Genomic DNA, 19648 nt, shown 5'->3' on the forward strand with positions numbered 1-19648 from the left:
TTAAGTAGAAAGAAACTAACATGATTTTACATGTTGATATGGATGCTTTTTTTGCCTCAATCGAACAGGCAATTAATCCACGCCTAAAAGGCAAACCTTTAATCGTTGGTTCGCGCGGTAGCAAAATGCATACAGTAGTTTGCGCTGCAAGTTATGCCGCTAAAGCCTTAGGAATTCATTCCGGTATGCCATCGCGTGAGGCTTTTGACAGATGCCCGAATTTAGAGTTTGTAGCAGCAGATCAGGCTAAGTATATCTGGACTTCAGAACAGATTTTTGAGTTACTGAAAGGTTATGATTTACCGCTAAATTATACCTCAATCGATGAGTTTCAAATGGATGTGTCGGGTTGCCAAAACCCGCTAACGTTGGGTAAGGAAGTTAAAGAGCAGATATATGCAAACTTTAACATTACTGCCTCAGTTGGCATAGCTAAAAACTGGCTTTTAGCCAAGCTGGCTTCTAAAATAAATAAACCGGATGGACTAACTTTAATTAATGATGAAAACTTTGAAAGCATTTTACGCCAAACTTCACTTAATAAACTTTGTGGTATGGGTGGTAAAACCGGTGTTATTTTTATGAATCAGGGCCTAAAAACCTGTTGGGATTTATACCTAAACTTACCGGCTTTTTTTGATGAAAATTCCGGTAAGTTTGAGGAAAATTGCGGTAAGTCTAGCCAAAAGCCTAAATCAGTAAGCCATTCATACACTCTACCTAAGGCTCAAATAAACCCCCAGGTTATCCAGGCTTGGATCAGATTGCTTTCTGAAATGGTTGCTATAAGGCTAAGACAAGAAAATTTAGTTAGTCAAACTGTGCACCTTTATTTATGCGGCCCGGAAATCGGTAATTTTGGGGCTCAGAAAACCTATCAAGTTCAAACTAATGATGGTTATGAAATTTATCAAAGAGCCTTTAAAATAATGGGTAAATCAACCCTTATAAATCCTCGAATTCGGGCAATTGGGGTCACTTGCAGCAGCCTTTCTTGGGACACTAATCAGCCTTTACTTAGCGAAGAAATCCGTAGGAAGGGGCTAATTTGCGCCCTAGACCGCATAAATAATCGCTTTGGAGAGGGGTCAATTTATCCTGCAGTTACTGTTTTAACTCGTTAGTGAAGATTTAAAACTCACGCTAAATTATTCCAATAAAACTAAAAAATCCAGGGAAGTTGCCGCATAAATTTCGCTTGGATTGTTATGAATAAAATAAAGCGGTAAGTTTAAGTAAACAAGATTTGCCTTTTCCACAGCCCAAAAGCAATCCTTAATAACCTATTGTCTTCTATAGTGTTAAGAAGACTTAGCTAAGATAGACAAGTTAACATAAGATATATTATAGGAAGTACAGCATACAGGGAAAACCGCCATTCTGAGGCCCATAAGGCCGAAGGATCTTATTAGCTCAAGATTCTTCGCTTCGCTCAGGATGACGAATGGATATTTTTGGGTTGGTCAATGCGGGAACTGATTACGTATTGGCCGCCTTGTATTCTTATGGCGGATCCGGTGATTATTCCTTTAGCGATTAAATTACGCGCTCTTTTTAATATTCTACTAAAGGTTTGTTGGGATATATGCATGGATTTTGCTGCTTCCTTTTGGTTTAAGCCTTGGTAATCTGCTAACCTTAAAGCTTCAAATTCATCTATTTTTAGCTCAACCTCATCAGGCCTTCCTGGTTTGCCTCTGGGGCTAAATTGGTTGATTTTAGGGTCAACTTTAACTATTCTGTATTTTCGGGGTCTTCCTCGTGGACGCATCTGGCTCCAAGGATTTATTTACCTATTTTTACTTACTTTTAACGCCGTATTTATTATGAGTACCTACTTATAAATAGATATTTTTTAGGGCCTGTTTTATGGTGACAGGCCCTTCTGAATTTATAGTTTATAAACTTTGTCTTCTTGTCTTACTCTGGAAATTACCTGTAGGCCAATTTCATCGCCTCTTTTAGCGTTTTGGATAGTTACTCTATCAATCTGTATTGAGGTTACAGGCTGGGTAAAATCCGTAGTATGCCCTTTGATTTTTACCATATTCCCTATTGCTAAGGGCCCCTTTAATTTGATCACTGCGGCTTGAACATGGGGAAAATAATGTGTTATTAAACCTATAAGGTTACCTTCTTTTTTGGGAGGTTTTTTTATTGCTAACTTCTTTTTTGGAGTAGTTTTTTTCTTTAAGGCGGGTTTTCTTTTAATGATTTTTTTCTTAATTGGCTGCTTTTTGGTTGTTTTTTTTACCGTTTTTTTTCCGCCGAAGGCGGATCCGCCTACGGCGGAGACCCTCTTTTTCTTTTTTAAAGCCATTGGCGAGCCCTCCTTATATGACAACTTCTTCAGATATTTTAGTTACAACTGGTATACGGCAGTAAAAGCCTAAAGCAGATTGCATAATTGCCCATATTGAAATAAGCAGGAATAACGCATACCCAAAGACCCCGATTAGCCATCCAAGTAAAGGTATAATTGAAAGTATAAAAGCTGCAACTTCCATTACAAAAAGTACCAATCCTTGTTTAGCATGGTAAAGAGCGAACTTATTATTTTTTTTTAAAACCAGGGTAATTATACAAAGAAAAGAAACATATGAGATTATAGCAAAGAATCTGCCATCACGAATTACTTCTTCGTCTTGCGGGGAAGTCATTTATATTCTCCTAAGCTACTTGTTTACTTCTAATAAGGAATCTAATGATCCGTAAGTATTTAATTGGGTTAATGGATTATTGGGATCTTCGACCCAATTACCATCAATTACAAAACGGTAACGGTACTTACCGTTGTTTAAGTTTAAGCGTTTAATCCAGCATCCATTGTTTTTCTCCATCCGGCTGAATTCATCTAGTTTCCAATTATTGAATTCTCCGGCAAGATAAACTTCTTTTGCCTCAGGAGCTTTGATTGTGAGTACAACTTCATTTAATTTAGGCAGGTTTTCTTTTATTATCTCTTTTAGGCGTTTCTCAAAGGTTTTCTCTAGAGCCAGGCTAGGTGTTATAGGAAGGGCTTCTTGCGTGATGATTTCACGGGAAAGTGAAAAATAATCCTTTGCTCCGCGGCAGTATTTATCATAAACATGTATATGTAATCCTTCGTTTTGCGCTTCCTTTAATTTTACGTTCACATGGATAATGTTGGAAAACATCCTGTTTTTATAATCAGTTTTGATTTTTTCAAGCATCTTAAATGAATGCTGCAATCTAGAATCAAAGTTAGTTACCAGTATCTGGAAATTTACGCTGTGGTTTAGCCTCTCTTTAACCAGATTAATAATACTGGTTAACTGGTTCACGCCTTCAAGAGAAAATCTACTAGCCTCAACCGGGATGATTATTTCATTTGCCGCCCTTAAGGCGTTAATGGTTAGAATTCCTAAGTTTGGCGGGCAATCAATTAAGATATAATCGTAGTTACTCTGAAAACCTCTTAAAGTATCCCATAGCCGGGATTCGCGGCCAATCTCACCGCTTAGTTCTTGTTCTAACGTGCTTAGGATTAACGAGGAAGGCGCAATATCAAAATTCTCTCCGATATTTTGGATTATTTCACCAATTTTTGCTTTTTTATGGGTAATTTTAGAAAGGACATTGTAAATGCTTAATTCAGCTTTAATATTTAAACCGCTTGTTGCATGCGCCTGAGGATCAAGGTCGATAAGCAGGACTTTGCGTTTATTAGACGCAAGTGAAGCAGCCAGGTTTATGGAAGTAGTTGTTTTTCCGCATCCACCTTTCTGATTAGCAATTGAAATTATGCGCATTTGCCCCCCCTCCCTATTTTATTACTCTTATATTATCAAGATAGACTATGCCTGATTTTTCACGAGCATTCCATTCCTCAACGCTAAAATCAAGCGATTTCATTTGAGTCCAATCGCCAACTTTTGCGAAACGGCTAAAATCTAATTGTTGTTCTGTCCATTTACTTGAAATATCTTTTACGTAAATTTCAGATTTTTCATTGAAGCGATTAGTAAATTCGACTCTCAATGAAATTATATCTTTAGGATTGATTTTTCTTACTGTAAAAGCCAAGGCTTTATATTTAGATAAATTCAGCTGCTTAAGGTTAAGTGAAAAAACTTCTTTTTTTGCAGGATCAAAATTAAAATTTATTTTTCCCACATTTTGATATAGAAATAGGGCGATTTGGGCACTTTTGTTGTGATTAATAATGTAAGGATAGGTAGCAACACTTCCTAACCCCAAAATAGACACTAATACTAAAAGGATTAATCCTAGTACTATTTTAGGGTAATGTTCTAATCTATGTTTTTTCTTCGAGGACTTAGATGAGGCATCTAGATAAATATTGGCCAGATGCTCATAGATTTCTTTCTTATTCACCCAACACCTTTTTTATTTTTATACTTTCCCCTTAACGCCTCTTTTTTAAAGCTAACATTTGATATTAAGAAAGCGATGGCATCATTTGAGAATACTTTATAACATAAAACCCTATTTATGTCAAGGGGTTAAGGGGTCTTTTAAGTATGCCGGAAACTTTTTGTCTATTAATTTATAAAAGTTAGTTAAGTGTAGCCTGAACAACCGGTCAAATGATCCATCAGGGTCTTCACCAGCCCACCAAAACCAGTCACTGCCTTCTAGGATATGTATTTGTTTCCAAGCTAAATCACTTGGGTCTGGAATTTCTTTTATTGCTTTGCGCGCATCTGTCAGCCATTCCCATGCTTTTACTTTATAAGGATTACCGATCCATTTTCCAAACTCTCCATAGATCCAGCTTCCGGGGGCCAGATGTTTTATTTCAGATTTTGAAGGATTATCTTTTAAGTACTGGCTGATTGTAGTAGTTTTTACAAATGATGCCTCGGATATATGCCCATAAAATAATTCCAAAAAGTCATGCCCATCATTACGAAAATATTCCCAAGCGTTTTCTCCATCCATAGCAACTGTTACCAGAATATTTTTTTCTTTTTGGCCTTTGCCGGAAAATACTTTATTGATATTTTCTAGATGTTTCATAAAATTATTTACGGCGTCGATTTCTGTCATTCCTTGATAAGAAAATCCGATTAGATCTGAAAGGTTACGGTCACGAAAAACAATATTAAGTTGGCCTTCTTTTATTTTTAATAAGTGGGGCTTGTAAAGAAGATTAGTATCACGCTTTTTTGTTCTTAAAGATTTAAATAAAATTGCCTCGTCAGTAACAATCCATTTTATGCCTGATTTAATAATAAACGGTAGGATTTCTTCGCTTACCCCTTCTTCCGAAGGCCACATTCCCGAGGGTGCGCAACCAAACCTCTCGTTATAATATTTAACTGCACTATCAATTTGATATTTAGCATCCTGCGGGTAGCTAAATTCTTCTTTAGGTAGGTGTGTTTTATTGTTTGCTTCTTTGGCGATATTGGTTGAGTAAAGTAATGGCAAGATTGGATGATAATACGGAGTTACACTAATTTCGATTTGGTTATTTTGTTTATAAAGACAGTATGTAGGAATAATTTCTTTTAGTATGCATAGTTGTTTATCTAAAACAATCGTTTTGTCCTGCTCGTTGAAAAACCTTTCTTTTAATACTATTTTTTTTAATTCAGGGGTATTCTGCCTAAAAGATGGATCAATCCATGCTAGATTAAATAGTAACTGTAAATCCAGGTAATCTTGAGTAGAGAATTTCAGGTTGTTATGTTTTTTAGAATAAAGTTGATAAAAACGCGGGAAAGTTGATATTACCTTATCCTTATTTATAGAGAAAAAATTTTGCAGAATAAATTCTTTGTCATGTTTAGACAATTCTACTGCTGGTTTTTTGCTTAATTCAAGGTATCTATCTCTTACGTTTGCGTTATTGTAATCTTCAATCTGTTCAAATAAAGATGGAACAACATTAAAAGTTTGTTTTATTTTAGGGAATTTTCCCAGGATTTGCACCATGTCTAGGTAATCTTTGGCGCCGTGTAGCCTGACCCAAGGCAAATCGCTCTCTTGCGTCAGGAGATTCTTATAATATGGTTGGTGCATATGAAAAATAAAAGCAAGATTTACCATAATTTTAGGTATTAAAAAACCCTCGGAGGATTACCCCCCGAGGGTTTAATGTTTTCTACATAAACTGTATTAGAATACTACTTTCATTGAGCCAATTACTTGCTGTGCTGATTTTCCATTAGCTGCAAGCGCAGGGCCTGGTCTGAAGACTCCACCAGTTATACCAAATTGCACATCTTCGGTATAATCATAAGTTGCAGTAATATCAAGGGCTTCACCAAGGTGTGTTTTTCCGGTATACGCAGTAGTTGTTAGATATGCAGTTGCATTATCATAGGAATGTGGAGCAGTAAACGCTGCAGCATTCTTTTGAGCTACTCCATAGTATCCGAAAATCGCAGATATAGTTACATCTTCAACAGGTTTCATACTACCTTTTAAATTGAAAGCATTCATATTTGAGAAAGGTAATAGTGTGTAAACTATATTGTTGAGTTTTTGATCATAAAACAGAGAATCCCAACCAGAATTTCTAGTGCCACCAGTTTGGTCTCCAGAAAGATAGGTATAAGAAGCACCAATCTTAGGAGTAGTTTTTACTTTGGCAAAAGTATAGTCTGTCATTGCCTGTAATGCCCAGGCATCATGTTTTTTTGCACCAGTAGCCGAAGCAGCGTTTCTTCCAAGTTGATAAGCAGCTTCTAAAGAAGCAGTTAGATTTTCAATTGGAGAACTAGAAATTAAAGCGCCAAATGTTGAAAGTTGATCTGTTCTGGTCCCGGTAGCAACAGGAGCAGTATTATTATCTCTTTTTAGCCAGTAATAAACAGAAACATCAGTCTTTTTGTTTAATGCATATGTGGCATTAATACCAGTTAGGCTGATAGTATTTCTATCAGTTGTCATGGCTTGTTTTACTTGAGCATAAACTAAATCCACTACCAATGGATCATAGTTTAAAGTTGCGCGAATTGCATCAAAGGCTTTTCTTTCCGTTAAATCAGTAGGAATGGTTGATGAGGTGCCGGCAATTTTTGCATTGCCAATAACAAAACCATTACCGAATTTAATTTCTTGACGGCCTATAGTTAAAGTTAAAGGTGAATACAAAAATTCTTTTAGAGTAACATAAGCAAGGTCTAAATCAATATTTCCATTATTGCTATTAGCGGCTCCAGTATCCATCTGTCCGTTCCAGATTCTCTCATTGATAAGTCTTACGGTTGCCATGACATTATCAGTAAGATCAGCATCAACGCGTAATCTGATCTGGCTCATTAAGAAGTTTTGTTTCAAGACGCTCTTGTCAGCACCAGTTGATGCCAAATTGAAATGATGTCTTGATACTCCACTTGCTAAAATGTCTCCGGAAACTTTTACATTCTGCACTTCTGCATAGGCGGCGCTAAATGTCAGCCCGACTATCAAAGCAAGCGCTAATACTACTATTAAGCGTTTACCCATTTTTTTCTCCTCCTTTTTATTAACTGTTATGTTATATATAGTTAACTAGGCTTTATAACGTTATTGCCTAGGATAATTTTCCTAACTAATTATAGATATTTTACATATAACTCTATATTTGTCAAGAGTTTTTTATTTTACTGGCGATTTAGACCTTTTAGCCACGGCTTGAGATTTTGGCCCTAGGGAAATAGTGAGTATTACATTGTTTCCTTTGGGTTCCAGGGTGACAATACAGCTTTCATTTTCGCGTTCAAAGTTCATCAGCCTATGGCCGTATTCTACGATGTTTACCAGGTTCCAGTTGTACATAGCCATCTGTTCTTTATAAAAATTAATTATCTGGTCTGGGCTAGCTTTACCTTGGTATTTTAAGACTCCAACGCGTACTCCTGAGCTTTCGAAGGAATATGATGCCTGAGGCAATGGTTTTAGGCCCACAGGAATTGGTACATCATTAAATTTTAAAATTGCCTGAGGTTCAAGCATTCCTGAGTTGGTGGATTTCGAATTGTCCGAAAAAGTGGAGCAGCCAACGAAAGAGCTGCTTGTGATTAGGCATGTAAAAATAAAGAAAAACAGTTTAAAAAGCCTCATTTTACCTCCTTACCCCACTGGGGTAGACCCTCCTTTGCCTTTCTAAGGAAGGACCTTCTTGGTTAAAAACTTTTTTACATTCTGATAGATTGTATCAATTTCAGTTTGGGTTAATCCATAATCAAGCCCCGTTTTTATCAGTTGTTCACAGGTTAAAATATCCTCCGGAGCATGGCTGTCATTATTCAAAATCAATTTTGCGCCGAATTTTCTAGCTTGATTTATTACATGGAAATTTGTTTCTCTATGGCCTGAGCGGCTGGTAATCTCCAGAAAAATTCCGCGTTCTTTGGCAATCTTGGTGTCTTCATCTGAAATCAATCCAGGGTGGGCGAGGATATCGATGTCTGCTAAAAGGGCTAAATGGTTAGTATTTTTTGTTACAGGCTCAACCGGAGTTTCTCCATGGGCAATAATAATTTTAATTCCTTCTTTTCTTGCCAAAGAGGCTAGTGGTTTAAACTGCTCTGGAGGTAAATGTGTTAATTCGATTCCAGGCAAAACTTTAATTCCGGAATTCTTCGGCCAGCGTTTGCAGAATTCCACAATTGCTTTTGCGATTTGTTTTATGTTACTGTAATCGGCGTGATCGGTAATCGCAATTATTTTATAGCCCTTGTCCTGATAGCGTACTACTACTTCTGAAGGAAGCAGATCTCCGTCGCTTAAAAATGTATGTGCATGTAAATTGTACATTGTGTACGGACACAACACCGGCGCAATTCCGATTAGCGCCGGGTGTCTTCCTATAATTATGCCCCTGGCAGGAATCGAACCTGCCGCACGCAGTTTAGGAAACTGCTGCTCTATCCTTATGAGCTACAGGGGCAGATTTATTCTCCGTGAAATTTAATTAAAGAATACAGTGGATACTCTTTTAATTTATCTTTTCCGTGTAAATCAACTAGCTCGATGACAAAGCCAACTCCTAAGATTTTTCCCCCTAGTTGTTTGACCAACTCAGTAGCTGCTTTGACCGTTCCGCCGGTAGCTAAAAGGTCATCGATAATTAAAACTTTTTCACCGGGGGTAATTGCATCTTTGTGGATTTCTAGGGTATCGGTTCCGTATTCTAGCTCGTAAGTTATAGAAATCGTTTTATAGGGTAGCTTGCCTTTTTTGCGTACCGGAACAAAGCCGGAGCCGATTTTATTTGCAACAGCCGCCCCAAATATAAATCCACGTGCTTCAATCCCTACTACTTTATCAAATCCTTTACCTTTATATTTTTTAGACAACAAATCAACAGCTTTTTTAAAAGCAGCTCTGTTTTGTATCAAAGTAGTGATATCTCGAAAAAGGATCCCCGGTTTAGGAAAGTCGGAGATATTTCTTATGGATTTTTCTAGCAAAGAGTTATTCATTGGAGTTCCTTTTGTTGGCTTGCGGCAAATTTTCTCAATTTCTTTAAAGCCGTCGCTTCGATCTGGCGTATTCTTTCACGCGAAACACCTAACTTTTTGGCAACTTCTGCTAAAGTTTGTTTAGTATTAGTTAACCCAAAACGCAAGTCAAGAATTTCTCTTTCCCGCTCAGCCATGGTTTCCAGGAGATTATCTACTCTTTCCCGGTCGAGTATCCTTTCGATCCCTGCATCCGGAGGGACAGCATTTTTATCTTCAACTAAATCTGATACTTGATTCTCATCGCCTTCACCGATTGGCGCTTCTAAGGATGAAGTGGTGCTGGACATCCAAAAATTAATTTGTTTCATTTTTTCAGGTGAAAGCTTCAATTTTTTAGCGATCTCTTCATTTGTAGGGATACGTTTTAATTTTTGGCTTAGGCGTTCCTTATTCTTTTTCCATTTAGTGATTAGGTCATTCATATACACTGGAACGCGGATCATTTTTCCTTGTTCGCTGATTGATCGGGTGATCCCCTGCCTAATCCACCAGGCAGCATAGGTTGAAAAACGAAAACCTTTACGATGATCGAATTTCTCAACCGCTTTTATTAATCCCAGGTTTCCTTCTTCGATTAAATCCAAAAATGGTGTTCCCATGCGCATATAACGTTTTGCGATATTAATGACCAAGCGAAGATTTGCGCGGATCATCTCCTTACGCGCAATTTCATCACCTTTACGAATTCTTTTGTTTAATTCTATTTCTTGTTTGGCTGTTAAAAGAGGAATCAGCCGAACTTCTTTAAGATATGTTTTTAGGGCTTCCATAGGTTTAATTGGGACCGTTTCTATTTTTTAGGTAAAAAATAGAAACGGTCCCTTGATTTACTTTTTATTCTTCAATACAGCCTGTGCTGCAGCTAACCTTGCAATTGGTACCCTGAAAGGTGAACAGCTGACATAATCCATGCCTACGTTATGGCAGAACTCTACGGATTTTGGTTCGCCGCCATGCTCTCCACAGATACCTACTTCTAGTTTTTTATTGGTTGAGCGCCCGCGTTTGATACCCATTTTAATTAGTTCTCCAATTCCCTCTTGATCGATGCTTTGGAATGGGTCTTCTGGCAGGATTCCCTTTTGAATATAATCTGGGAGGAATCCTCCAATGTCGTCTCTTGAGAAACCAAAACCCATCTGGGTTAGATCATTGGTTCCGAATGAGAAAAACTTGGCGAGCGTTGCTAATTTATCCGCAACAATTGCCGCGCGCGGTATTTCGATCATCGTTCCCAGAAGGTATTTTAATTTCTTCAGTCCATATTTAGCCAGCACTTCCTTATATATTTGTTCAGCAATGGTAAATTGATTCTTTAATTCTTTTACATCGCAGACAACCGGGATCATAATCTCCGGGTAAGGATCTTTGCCCTCTTTGGCTAATTCAGCGGCTGCTTCTAAAATCGCCCGTATCTGCATTGCGCTAATTTCAGGATAAGTTACTCCCAGGCGTACGCCGCGGTGCCCCATCATTGGATTGGATTCATGCAGGCCCTCTGCCCTCTTAGCTAATTCTTGCATATCGATTTTTAAATCATTTGCAAGCTGCTGGAGTTTTGCTTGTTCGCGCGGCACAAATTCATGCAACGGCGGATCAAGCAGGCGGATGACTACTGGGAAGCCGTCCATAGCTGCGATGGTTCCTTTGATATCCTTTTTTACAAAAGGGAATAATTCATCCAATGCTTTTTGTCTTTCCTGAACAGTTTTAGAGATAATCATTTTGCGCAGCAAAAACAGCGGTTGATTAGAGCCTTTTCCGTAAAACATATGTTCGGTGCGGAAAAGCCCAATACCTTCTGCTCCGAATTGTAGCGCCTTTTGAGCATCTTCCGGGGTGTCAGCATTAGTGCGAATACCCAATTTCTTTATCCCATCGCACATTTTTAAAAATTCTGAAAGGATCATGTTTTCTTCAGTAGCATCCATCATCGGAAGCTGGCCTTCGTAAACATTACCCTTAGTCCCATTTAAGGTAATCCAATCGCCTTCTTTTAAAGTTTTATTGTCAGCATGCAAAGTTTTGTTTTCAATATCAACATGTATAGAGCTGCATCCGACAATACAACATTTTCCCCAACCCCGGGCGACTAATGCCGCGTGGCTAGTCATACCGCCGCGGGCTGTAAGAATTGCCTGGGCAACACGCATGCCTTCGACATCTTCAGGATTAGTTTCTTCGCGCACAAGGATTACTTTTTTACCGGTTTTTGCCCAAGCTACTGCATCGGCTGATGAGAAAACGATCTGGCCGTTTGCTCCTCCCGGGCCTGCAGGTAAACCTTTGGCAAAAGGTTTAACAGTAATTTCAGTTTTAGGATCGATAATCGGATGCAGTAATTCATCAAGCTGCGCTGGAGTTACGCGCATTACCGCCTGCTCTTTTTTAATCATCTTTTCTTTAACCATATCTACTGCCATACGTACTGCTGCCGGGCCATTGCGCTTGCCTATGCGGCATTGCAGCATAAAAAGCCTGCCCTTTTCGATAGTAAACTCAATATCTTGCATGTCATGATAATGTTTTTCAAGACGGTTTTGTATTGAATAAAGTTCTTTATAGATTTTAGGCATTGCTTTTTCTAAAGTGAGCAGGTTTTTATTGTGGCTTGAGGTTGAGTATTCATTGATCGGGGCCGGAGTACGGATACCGGCAACTACATCTTCACCTTGGGCATTAATCAGATATTCACCGTAAAAATTATTTTCTCCGTTTCCCGGGTTACGCGTAAAGGCAACTCCGGTTGCAGAATCATCGCCCATATTTCCGAAAACCATGGTTTGTACGGTTACGGCTGTGCCCCACTCATCCGGAATACTTTCGATTCTGCGGTAGCTGATTGCGCGTTTTCCGTTCCAGGAAGAAAATACTGCGCCAATTCCTCCCCATAGTTGTTCCATGGGGTCATCAGGGAATTCTTTACCCAGTACTTCTTTGATTTTAATCTTAAATTGGCTACAGAGTTTTTTCAAATCATCAACATTTAAATCTGTATCACTGGCATAGTTTTTGGATTTCTTAAATGCGGCCATGATTACTTCTAACTGTTTACGGATTCCTTCTTCGCCTTTAGGTTCGATTCCGGCAGCCTTCTCCATCACGACATCAGAATACATCATGATTAATCGTCGGTAAGCATCGTAAACAAAACGGCTGTTTTGGCCACTCTGTTTGATCAGGCCGGGGATAGTTAATTCATTCAGGCCGACATTTAAAACCGTTTCCATCATTCCAGGCATGGATTTTCTTGCTCCAGAGCGCACAGAGAATAAAAGCGGATTATTCATATCTCCGAATTTTCTTCCCATTAATTTTTCTACTTTTTCCAGAGCCAGTAAAACCTGTCCTTTTAATTCTTTGGGGTATTTCTTTTTATTCTGGTAATAATATGTGCAGACCTCTGTTGTGCAGGTAAACCCCGCGGGTACTGGGAGCATTAGGTCTTTATTACCGGCCATCTCTGCAAGGTTGGCGCCTTTGCCACCTAAGAGGTTCTTCATGCTTTCGTTACCATCTGCTTTGCCTCCACCGAAGGAGTAAACGTATTTCTTTGCCATTACTTTTTAAACCCTTCCTTTCTGTTGAAATCCTAAATAAGCTGTAAGTTTTAAGCTGTAAGCTTATAGCTTATCGCTTACGGCTTGTTTAGTTCCTAAGTTAATTTCTCAACGAAGTAATCTTTTAACCTAGTAATATTAATTCTTTCCTGTAACATCGTATCTCTGCTACGCACTGTGGCCTGCCTATCTTCTAAGCTTTGAACATCTACGGTTACGCAAAATAGTGTCCCTACTTCATCTTGCCTGCGGTAGAGCTTACCGATTGCTCCAGTATCATCATAAACCGTGATAAAAGATTTTTTTAAATCTTTAGCGATATTTTTAGTCAATTCTACAATTTCCGGGCGATTCCGTAAAAGAGGCAGTACAGCAATTTTAGTGGGAGCCAATTCTTTGTTTAATTTTAAGACTACGCGAATATCTTCTTTTACTTTTTCTTCATGGTAGGCGTCGACTAATATTGCCAGGATGCTTCTATCTACTCCTCCAGACGGCTCAATGATATAAGGATAAAATCTTTCTTTCTTTTGATCATCAAAATACTGTAGTTCTTTACCGCTAAATTTAGAATGTTGTTTTAGGTCAAAATCCGTGCGGTTGGCGATTCCCTCAAGTTCACTCCAGCCAAATGGAAAACTATACTCAATGTCAGTACAGGCTTTGGCATAGTGAGCAAGTTCTTTATTGTCATGCTGGCGTTTACGTAAGTTCTCCTTTTTTATGCCAAGGTTTAAATACCAATTAAATCTTTCTTCAACCCAGGCCTCATAAGCCATGTCTGCATCAAGCGGCCTGCAAAAATATTCGATCTCCATTTGTTCAAATTCACGCGTGCGGAAAATAAAGTTTCCTGGGGTAATTTCATTACGGAATGATTTACCAATCTGTGCTAAGCCAAAAGGAAGTTTTGGATGTTTTGAATCAAGGATGTTCAGGAAGTTTACAAACATTCCTTGGGCGGTTTCAGGACGCAGATGGATTTGGTTTGAGGCGTCTTCTACTGGGCCCTGATGAGTTTTAAACATTAAATTGAACGGCCGAGATTCAGTAAGTTCGCCTTTACATTCCGGGCATTTTGTTTTATCTTTAAGGTCCGCGGTTTTAAAACGCTTTTTACAAACTTTGCAATCGCTTTTTAAATCAAAGAAGTTTTCTACGTGGCCGCTGGCTTCCCAGACGCGAGGGTGCATAAGAATAGCTGCGTCCATCCCTAAGACATCATTTCTTTCGTAGACAGACGCCTTCCACCATGCGCGCTTAAGGTTATTTTTTAATTCCACGCCATATGGGCCGTAATCCCAGGTATTGCTTAAGCCGCCATAAATTTCGCTTCCCTGAAAAATAAAACCTCTGCGTTTACATAGAGAAGCGATCTTATCCATTAAATTTTCTTCCATAATCTTTTATTTTTAGCTCAATTTTAGTTAAAAGTCAAGGAATAATGGGACCGTTTCTATTTTTATTGGTTCTTGAGTTGAAAAATAGAAACGGTCCCATTATTCTATTCATAACCGTATTTTCTGATAAACCATTTTTTGACGGCTTGGACAAAGAATAAATAAGTAACGACCATAATAAATAATACTAGAAAATACATTGGTGGCGGTTTTACAAATCCAAAAGGCTTAGCCAGCGCGGTAAATGGTATGGCAATGCCTATAGATACTATGGCAACTGACATGAATATTAAGAACCTGCTTGGCCGGCTCTCAATAAAAGGAATTTTCCCGGTACGAATTATATGTATAACTAGAGTTTGAGTGCATAATGATTCAATAAACCATCCCGTATGGAAGAGTTCAGCTTGCGCGTGGAAAATAAATAACATAACCCCATAGGTAAGAAAGTCGTATACTGAACTAATCGGCCCAATAATTACCATAAAATTTCTGATGTATTTTATATTCCAGGGCCTTGGCTTTATAACATATTCTTTATCAACTTTATCCGTTGGTATTGCTATTTGTGATACATCATAAAGGAAATTATTTAGTAGTATTTGAATAGGGAGCATAGGTAGAAAAGGTAAAAATAGGCTGCCTCCGGTCATGCTGAGCATATTACCAAAGTTGGAGCTTGAACCCATTTTGATGTATTTGACAATGTTTCCGAATGTCCTCCTGCCTTCGATTACTCCATCTTCTAGAACCATAAGGCTCTTTTTTAGTAAAATAATATCTGCAGATTCTTTGGCAATGTCTACAGCGTTATTTACTGAAATTCCGACATCTGAAGTTTTTAAAGCAGGAGCGTCGTTTATACCGTCTCCCAGGTACCCTACAATGTGGCCGTTTGCATGAAGCGCCCCGATTACCCTCTCTTTTTGCAGGGGTGATAGTCTAGCAAAAATATTAGTTGTTTTTACTAATTCCCTCAATTGAAAATTGTCTAATTTTTCTACGGTTTCACCAGTTACTAACCCTTCTACATTCAAACCCACTTCGCTGCAAATTTTTTTTGTAACTAGTTCGTTGTCTCCGGTTAAAACTTTAAAATCTACTCCTAGTTTTTTAAGCGCTTGGATTGCTCTTTTTGAGCTAGGTTTTGGGGGGTCGAGAAAAGCAATATAACCTTTTAGTATTAATTCTTTCTCATCGTCTTTTGAATAAGCCTCTTTTTTATTCTCAAAATTTTTATATGCAATAGCTAAGACTCTAAAGCCGTCAGCGCTTAAAGAATCAAATTCTTCTTTTAAATCCGAAATGATCAACGGATCTATGTCAAAGATTTCCCCGTCTAACTCATATTGAAGGCATCTTTTGAATATTTCCTCCGGAGCGCCTTTTGAAATAATTTTATGTTTATCTTCTGAGGCTACAACAACGGACATGATTTTTCTGGAGAAATCAAAAGGTATCTCATCGATTTTTGTGTATTCTTTTACTAGTAGTTTTTCATGTTTAAGAATTGCTCGATCTAAAAGATTTTTAAGCCCAGTTTGATAAAAACTATTTATGTAGGCGTAGCGTAAGGTATCCTCATCTTCTTTTCTAACTACATCGCAGTGTTTTTCTAAGACGATTTTGTCCATAGTGAGAGTACCGGTTTTATCGGTACACAGGACATCCATAGCGCCGAAATTCTGTATGGAATTCAAGCGTTTTACGATGACATCTTTCTTTGACATAGAGATGGCGCCTTTAGAAAGATTCAGGGTTACTATCATTGGCAGCATTTCTGGTGCTAGCCCTACCGCAACTCCTAAGGAGAATAGTAGCGCTTCAATTAGATTACCGTGGCGAAAAGCTATGATAGCAAAAATAAACATAACCATACAAATCATCGCTTTGACCATGAGCATGGTAAATTTATTTACACCTTTATCAAAACTGGTTTCTATGCGCATAGTTGATAGCCGACGGGAAAGTTCTCCGAATTGGGTAGCGATACCTGTTTTGATGACTATGCCCAGCGCTGTGCCGCTCACTACGCTGGAACCCATAAAAGCGATGTTGGTTAATTCAGATATAGAATTATTTTTTGGAGTGATTGGAGTGGATATTTTTTCAATAGGAAAAGATTCTCCTGTTAAAGAGGCCTGATTAATGAATAGGTCTTTACAGGATATAATCCTTAAGTCAGCAGGAATCATGTCTCCTGCGAAAAGGTCGACTATGTCCCCGGGGACAATTTCCCGGATACTTATTTCTTTGGATTTACCATTGCGCAGTACTGTGGCGGTAGTGCGTACCATTTCGCTGAGCTTTTCAGCTGCTTTACTTGCACGGTGCTCCTGTACAAAAGCAAGCATGACGCTCATAACCGCCATAAGAAAAACTATTAAGGCGCTGATTTTTTCTCCAAAAAATAATGAAAAAGAGCCGATGACTAGCAGGACTATGACCAGAGGATTTAGAAATTTGGAAAAAATCTCCTTGAGTATATTACGTTTTTTTTTCTTGGCAGGCTCATTAAGGCCGTATTCTAGCAGCCGTTTTTTGGCCTCTTGTTCCGTAATACCTTTTTGAGAAGTAGATAATTTTTCAAAAATAACTTCTTTAGTGCATCTAGGATAGTCAAAATCCAAAACTTGAGCCTTCTGGCTGCCATTCGTTCCGTTAATATTTTTTTGTTTAAAAAAGTCCATTAGTATTAATCTTTAATTATTCTATCGGTTTTATACTCGAGATAATCATAAATACTTTGTTTAAGTCTAGCTTATTCCCAATATCTTTAATGTATACTTTATAAAAATTATCCCTGGTGTCTATAATATTGCAATCGTAATAACTGTCCGTGCAACAGAGATTGTAATTAATAAAGCCTCGGAATTGGTGTGTTTGGAATTTAATCATCTTGACGATTCTTTGGTTTTTTAGGTCAGGGGTAAATACGCTTTTCATAATAACAAAAAAAGCGTCAGTTATATTTTTAACTTTACTTAGATTTGCGTAGTTTAATCTTTCCATAAACTCGTAATTATTGTTTACCCTTTGTTTTTTTACATCCGGGTAAAGTTTTAGAAATTCTCCCGGCTCTTGATACAGGAGATAGATTATTCTTCCGTTATCCAGCCACCTATTCTTTTTATAGTACGGTCTTTTGATTAATTCCTGCACTATAGTAAAACCCTTGGGGCAGAGAATGGACATATGCGGAAACTTTTGAGGTACTAATTCTTGAAGGTAATTTTCTGAAGGCTCTTGAGGCTGGAAGACTTTTGCTTCCGGTTCCATGCAAAGAATAGGGATTGTTTTGCAATCGCCAATGCCGTAAGAGATATATTGTATTAATAAATTTTGCCCGGCAAATTTAATCACAAAGGTGAAGCCGGATAAAAGTATTAATGTGATGAGAATATATTTTATAACATTGCTGCGTAGATTAGCCATTAGGCGTCATTCCCGAATGTTTTGGTTGGGAACCCATGATGATAGCCATTTTTATAGATTCCCGCTTTCGCGGGAATGACTGTCAATTTTCTTAAGTTCTTCCTCTTTAATAGTAAAAGAATGATTTAATGTAGGAAATTGTTCCTGAATAACTTCATTTTTAAAATCTTCAACTGCCTTTAAAATAACTGAAGTTAGGTCTGTGTATTTCTTTACGAACTTTGGAGTATAACGTTGAAAGAGGCCTAACATATCGTTGATTACCAGAACTTGGCCGTCACAATGAATGCCTGCGCCTATGCCAATAGTTGGTATATGAAGTTTTTTAGTGATTAATTCAGATATTTTATCAGGTATACATTCGAGAAGTATGGCAAAACATCCTAATTTTTCTAAAATTAAAGCCTGATCAATAAGTTGCTGAGCAGTTTGGGCATTTTTGCCCTGGACTTTGAACCCTCCGATTTTATCCGCAGTCTGGGGGGTTAGGCCTATATGGCCCATTACTGCGATACCTGCCTTTATAATTTGTTCAGCTACCTTCGGTGCTTGCGAAAACCATTCTAATTTTACTGCGCCAGCTCCGGCTTCTTCAATGAATCGTGCGGCATTTTTTACTGAATCCCCTGGATTAAGCTGATATGAACTAAAAGGCATGTCAGCAATAAGTAAAGAGTTTTTAACAGCGCGCCTGACGGCTTTGGTGTGGTGTAGCATCTCCGGCATACCGACCTGGGTAGTTGATTCAAGGCCAAGTACCACATTAGCCAATGAGTCTCCTACAAGAATCATGTCTATGCCCGCTTTATCAACTAAATTTGCAATAGGATAGTCATATGCGGTTAGCATCGTAATTTTACGGCTATTTTTTAATTCCATGATCTCTTTAATATTCATATTCTTGGAAATCTAGGGGACGGTTCTATTTTTTAATCAAATCAGGAAATAAAAAATCGAACCGTCCCCTTAGTTTATTTATTCTTTAAAAAAAAATAAACCAAGCTGAATCCCCAGCCAATTATTAGGAAAGCAACTAAGTATTTACGGATTTTTGAAGTAAAAGCCATCTGTGTTATCCTTAACTCGAAATACTAAACTCTAAATCCTAAAATAAGCTGTAAGTTTTAAGCTGTAAGCTTACGGCTTACCGCTTATACCTTATATTGGAGTTTCGGGTTTATTATTATTTTCTATATTTTTACCGAATACTCGTAACTTAATTCGATAGTTTTTATTAAGTCAAGCAGGAATTTATTAGTTGGAACGCTGATTCCCAGCTCTTGCCCTAAACGTACAATTACTCCGTTGATAAAGTCAACCTCGGTACGTTTCTTCCTTAATACATCCTGAAGCATTGAGGAAAGATTGGCAGATGTGCTTTCACAAACCGCTTCTACTTTTGCCAGCGGATCATCAAAGATTAATTTTATGCGCTTTCTTTTAGCGATACGAGTTGCTTCGGTAACTGCATCTCTTAAGATTCTTTTTGTACCTTCATGTTCTATAAGTTTTCCATTTGGCAAGCGGGTAATAGCGGCTAAAGCGTTAATTCCCACGTTAATAATTAGTTTTGACCAGATTAGGCTTTTTATGTCGCGCGACATTTTAGTTTCGAAGCCTATTTTATTAAATATTTCACGAATTGAGCGTATTTCAACCGGTGTTTTTCCGTTAATTGTACCGATTATAGTTTCTCCGCGGCCGCAATGGCGAATTTTACCGATATCAATTAGAGTTGCACCTTCACTAGTGATTCCTGCGATTACCCTTTCCTCTCCGACTATTTCGGAAATAATTTCGATATTCC

At 38.1% G+C, this 19648-nt stretch carries 18 protein-coding genes and 1 tRNA gene; 1 reads left to right on the top strand and 18 read right to left on the bottom strand.

The genetic code is table 11. The features are described 5' to 3' along the window. The first annotated feature begins 20 nt into the window (after window positions 1-20). Entirely contained in the window at window positions 21-1124 is a 1104-nt protein-coding gene (locus tag PHC29_07735) for a DNA polymerase IV (GenBank protein ID MDD5109370.1), read from the top strand. A 308-nt stretch (window positions 1125-1432) separates the two neighbouring features. On the opposite strand, the gene PHC29_07740 is transcribed toward PHC29_07735, so the two are convergent. The 18 genes from PHC29_07740 to PHC29_07825 all read right to left on the bottom strand — a co-directional run. Beyond that, on the bottom strand, window positions 1433-1771 hold the full coding sequence (locus tag PHC29_07740; protein ID MDD5109371.1) for a DUF134 domain-containing protein: 339 nt from the start codon (window positions 1769-1771) through the stop codon (window positions 1433-1435). 120 nt (window positions 1772-1891) lie between these two features. Beyond that, window positions 1892-2320 (bottom strand): hypothetical protein, encoded by a 429-nt coding sequence (locus PHC29_07745; GenBank protein MDD5109372.1) that lies wholly within the window; start codon window positions 2318-2320, stop codon window positions 1892-1894. Between the two features lie 13 nt (window positions 2321-2333). Next, window positions 2334-2660: a hypothetical protein gene (locus tag PHC29_07750; GenBank protein MDD5109373.1), complete on the bottom strand. Its 327-nt coding sequence runs from the start codon at window positions 2658-2660 to the stop codon at window positions 2334-2336. A 15-nt stretch (window positions 2661-2675) separates the two neighbouring features. Continuing rightward, window positions 2676-3773: an AAA family ATPase gene (locus PHC29_07755; protein ID MDD5109374.1), complete on the bottom strand. Its 1098-nt coding sequence runs from the start codon at window positions 3771-3773 to the stop codon at window positions 2676-2678. A 13-nt stretch (window positions 3774-3786) separates the two neighbouring features. Beyond that, entirely contained in the window at window positions 3787-4359 is a 573-nt protein-coding gene (locus PHC29_07760; protein MDD5109375.1) for a hypothetical protein, read from the bottom strand. Window positions 4360-4479: 120 nt separating this feature from the next. Next, on the bottom strand, window positions 4480-6039 hold the full coding sequence (locus PHC29_07765) for a glycoside hydrolase family 57 protein (GenBank protein ID MDD5109376.1): 1560 nt from the start codon (window positions 6037-6039) through the stop codon (window positions 4480-4482). Window positions 6040-6108: 69 nt separating this feature from the next. After that, window positions 6109-7443 carry an alginate export family protein gene (locus PHC29_07770; GenBank protein MDD5109377.1) on the bottom strand — a complete coding sequence of 445 codons (1335 nt, stop codon included), beginning with the start codon at window positions 7441-7443 and terminating at the stop codon, window positions 6109-6111. Between the two features lie 132 nt (window positions 7444-7575). Further along, entirely contained in the window at window positions 7576-8040 is a 465-nt protein-coding gene (locus tag PHC29_07775; protein ID MDD5109378.1) for a hypothetical protein, read from the bottom strand. Between the two features lie 42 nt (window positions 8041-8082). Continuing rightward, on the bottom strand, window positions 8083-8736 hold the full coding sequence (locus tag PHC29_07780; GenBank protein MDD5109379.1) for a histidinol phosphate phosphatase domain-containing protein: 654 nt from the start codon (window positions 8734-8736) through the stop codon (window positions 8083-8085). Between the two features lie 59 nt (window positions 8737-8795). Then, window positions 8796-8869, bottom strand: a tRNA-Arg gene (locus PHC29_07785). A 4-nt stretch (window positions 8870-8873) separates the two neighbouring features. Further along, a complete protein-coding gene (gene apt / locus PHC29_07790; protein MDD5109380.1) occupies window positions 8874-9404 on the bottom strand; it encodes an adenine phosphoribosyltransferase in 531 nt (176 codons plus the stop codon). Next, window positions 9401-10216: a sigma-70 family RNA polymerase sigma factor gene (locus PHC29_07795; protein ID MDD5109381.1), complete on the bottom strand. Its 816-nt coding sequence runs from the start codon at window positions 10214-10216 to the stop codon at window positions 9401-9403. Before PHC29_07795 ends, apt begins: the two co-directional genes overlap by 4 nt. A 57-nt stretch (window positions 10217-10273) precedes the next feature. After that, window positions 10274-13006, bottom strand: a complete 2733-nt coding sequence (gene ppdK, locus PHC29_07800; protein ID MDD5109382.1) for a pyruvate, phosphate dikinase — start codon at window positions 13004-13006, stop codon at window positions 10274-10276. Between the two features lie 95 nt (window positions 13007-13101). Beyond that, entirely contained in the window at window positions 13102-14391 is a 1290-nt protein-coding gene (locus PHC29_07805; protein MDD5109383.1) for a glycine--tRNA ligase, read from the bottom strand. Window positions 14392-14510: 119 nt separating this feature from the next. Continuing rightward, window positions 14511-17096 (bottom strand): magnesium-translocating P-type ATPase, encoded by a 2586-nt coding sequence (gene mgtA / locus PHC29_07810; GenBank protein MDD5109384.1) that lies wholly within the window; start codon window positions 17094-17096, stop codon window positions 14511-14513. Window positions 17097-17112: 16 nt separating this feature from the next. Beyond that, window positions 17113-17685 (bottom strand): hypothetical protein, encoded by a 573-nt coding sequence (locus tag PHC29_07815; GenBank protein MDD5109385.1) that lies wholly within the window; start codon window positions 17683-17685, stop codon window positions 17113-17115. Window positions 17686-17892: 207 nt separating this feature from the next. Further along, on the bottom strand, window positions 17893-18738 hold the full coding sequence (gene panB, locus PHC29_07820) for a 3-methyl-2-oxobutanoate hydroxymethyltransferase (protein ID MDD5109386.1): 846 nt from the start codon (window positions 18736-18738) through the stop codon (window positions 17893-17895). 293 nt (window positions 18739-19031) lie between these two features. Beyond that, window positions 19032-19648, bottom strand: a 617-nt coding sequence (locus PHC29_07825) for a 2-dehydropantoate 2-reductase (GenBank protein ID MDD5109387.1), incomplete at its 5' end; no start/stop codon positions are given.

The sequence above is a fragment of the Candidatus Omnitrophota bacterium genome, assembly GCA_028712255.1.
Taxonomy (GTDB): Bacteria; Omnitrophota; Gorgyraeia; order Gygaellales; family Profunditerraquicolaceae; genus UBA6249.

Coding starts and splice junctions, on each gene's coding strand:
- PHC29_07735 (MDD5109370.1), top strand. CDS start 21: ATGATTTTACATGTTGATATGGATGCTTTTTTTGCCTCAATCGAACAG.
- PHC29_07740 (MDD5109371.1), bottom strand. CDS start 1,771: ATGCGTCCACGAGGAAGACCCCGAAAATACAGAATAGTTAAAGTTGAC.
- PHC29_07745 (MDD5109372.1), bottom strand. CDS start 2,320: ATGGCTTTAAAAAAGAAAAAGAGGGTCTCCGCCGTAGGCGGATCCGCC.
- PHC29_07750 (MDD5109373.1), bottom strand. CDS start 2,660: ATGACTTCCCCGCAAGACGAAGAAGTAATTCGTGATGGCAGATTCTTT.
- PHC29_07755 (MDD5109374.1), bottom strand. CDS start 3,773: ATGCGCATAATTTCAATTGCTAATCAGAAAGGTGGATGCGGAAAAACA.
- PHC29_07765 (MDD5109376.1), bottom strand. CDS start 6,039: ATGGTAAATCTTGCTTTTATTTTTCATATGCACCAACCATATTATAAG.
- PHC29_07770 (MDD5109377.1), bottom strand. CDS start 7,443: ATGGGTAAACGCTTAATAGTAGTATTAGCGCTTGCTTTGATAGTCGGG.
- PHC29_07775 (MDD5109378.1), bottom strand. CDS start 8,040: ATGAGGCTTTTTAAACTGTTTTTCTTTATTTTTACATGCCTAATCACA.
- PHC29_07780 (MDD5109379.1), bottom strand. CDS start 8,736: ATGTACAATTTACATGCACATACATTTTTAAGCGACGGAGATCTGCTT.
- apt (MDD5109380.1), bottom strand. CDS start 9,404: ATGAATAACTCTTTGCTAGAAAAATCCATAAGAAATATCTCCGACTTT.
- PHC29_07795 (MDD5109381.1), bottom strand. CDS start 10,216: ATGGAAGCCCTAAAAACATATCTTAAAGAAGTTCGGCTGATTCCTCTT.
- ppdK (MDD5109382.1), bottom strand. CDS start 13,006: ATGGCAAAGAAATACGTTTACTCCTTCGGTGGAGGCAAAGCAGATGGT.
- PHC29_07805 (MDD5109383.1), bottom strand. CDS start 14,391: ATGGATAAGATCGCTTCTCTATGTAAACGCAGAGGTTTTATTTTTCAG.
- mgtA (MDD5109384.1), bottom strand. CDS start 17,096: ATGGACTTTTTTAAACAAAAAAATATTAACGGAACGAATGGCAGCCAG.
- PHC29_07815 (MDD5109385.1), bottom strand. CDS start 17,685: ATGGAACCGGAAGCAAAAGTCTTCCAGCCTCAAGAGCCTTCAGAAAAT.
- panB (MDD5109386.1), bottom strand. CDS start 18,738: ATGAATATTAAAGAGATCATGGAATTAAAAAATAGCCGTAAAATTACG.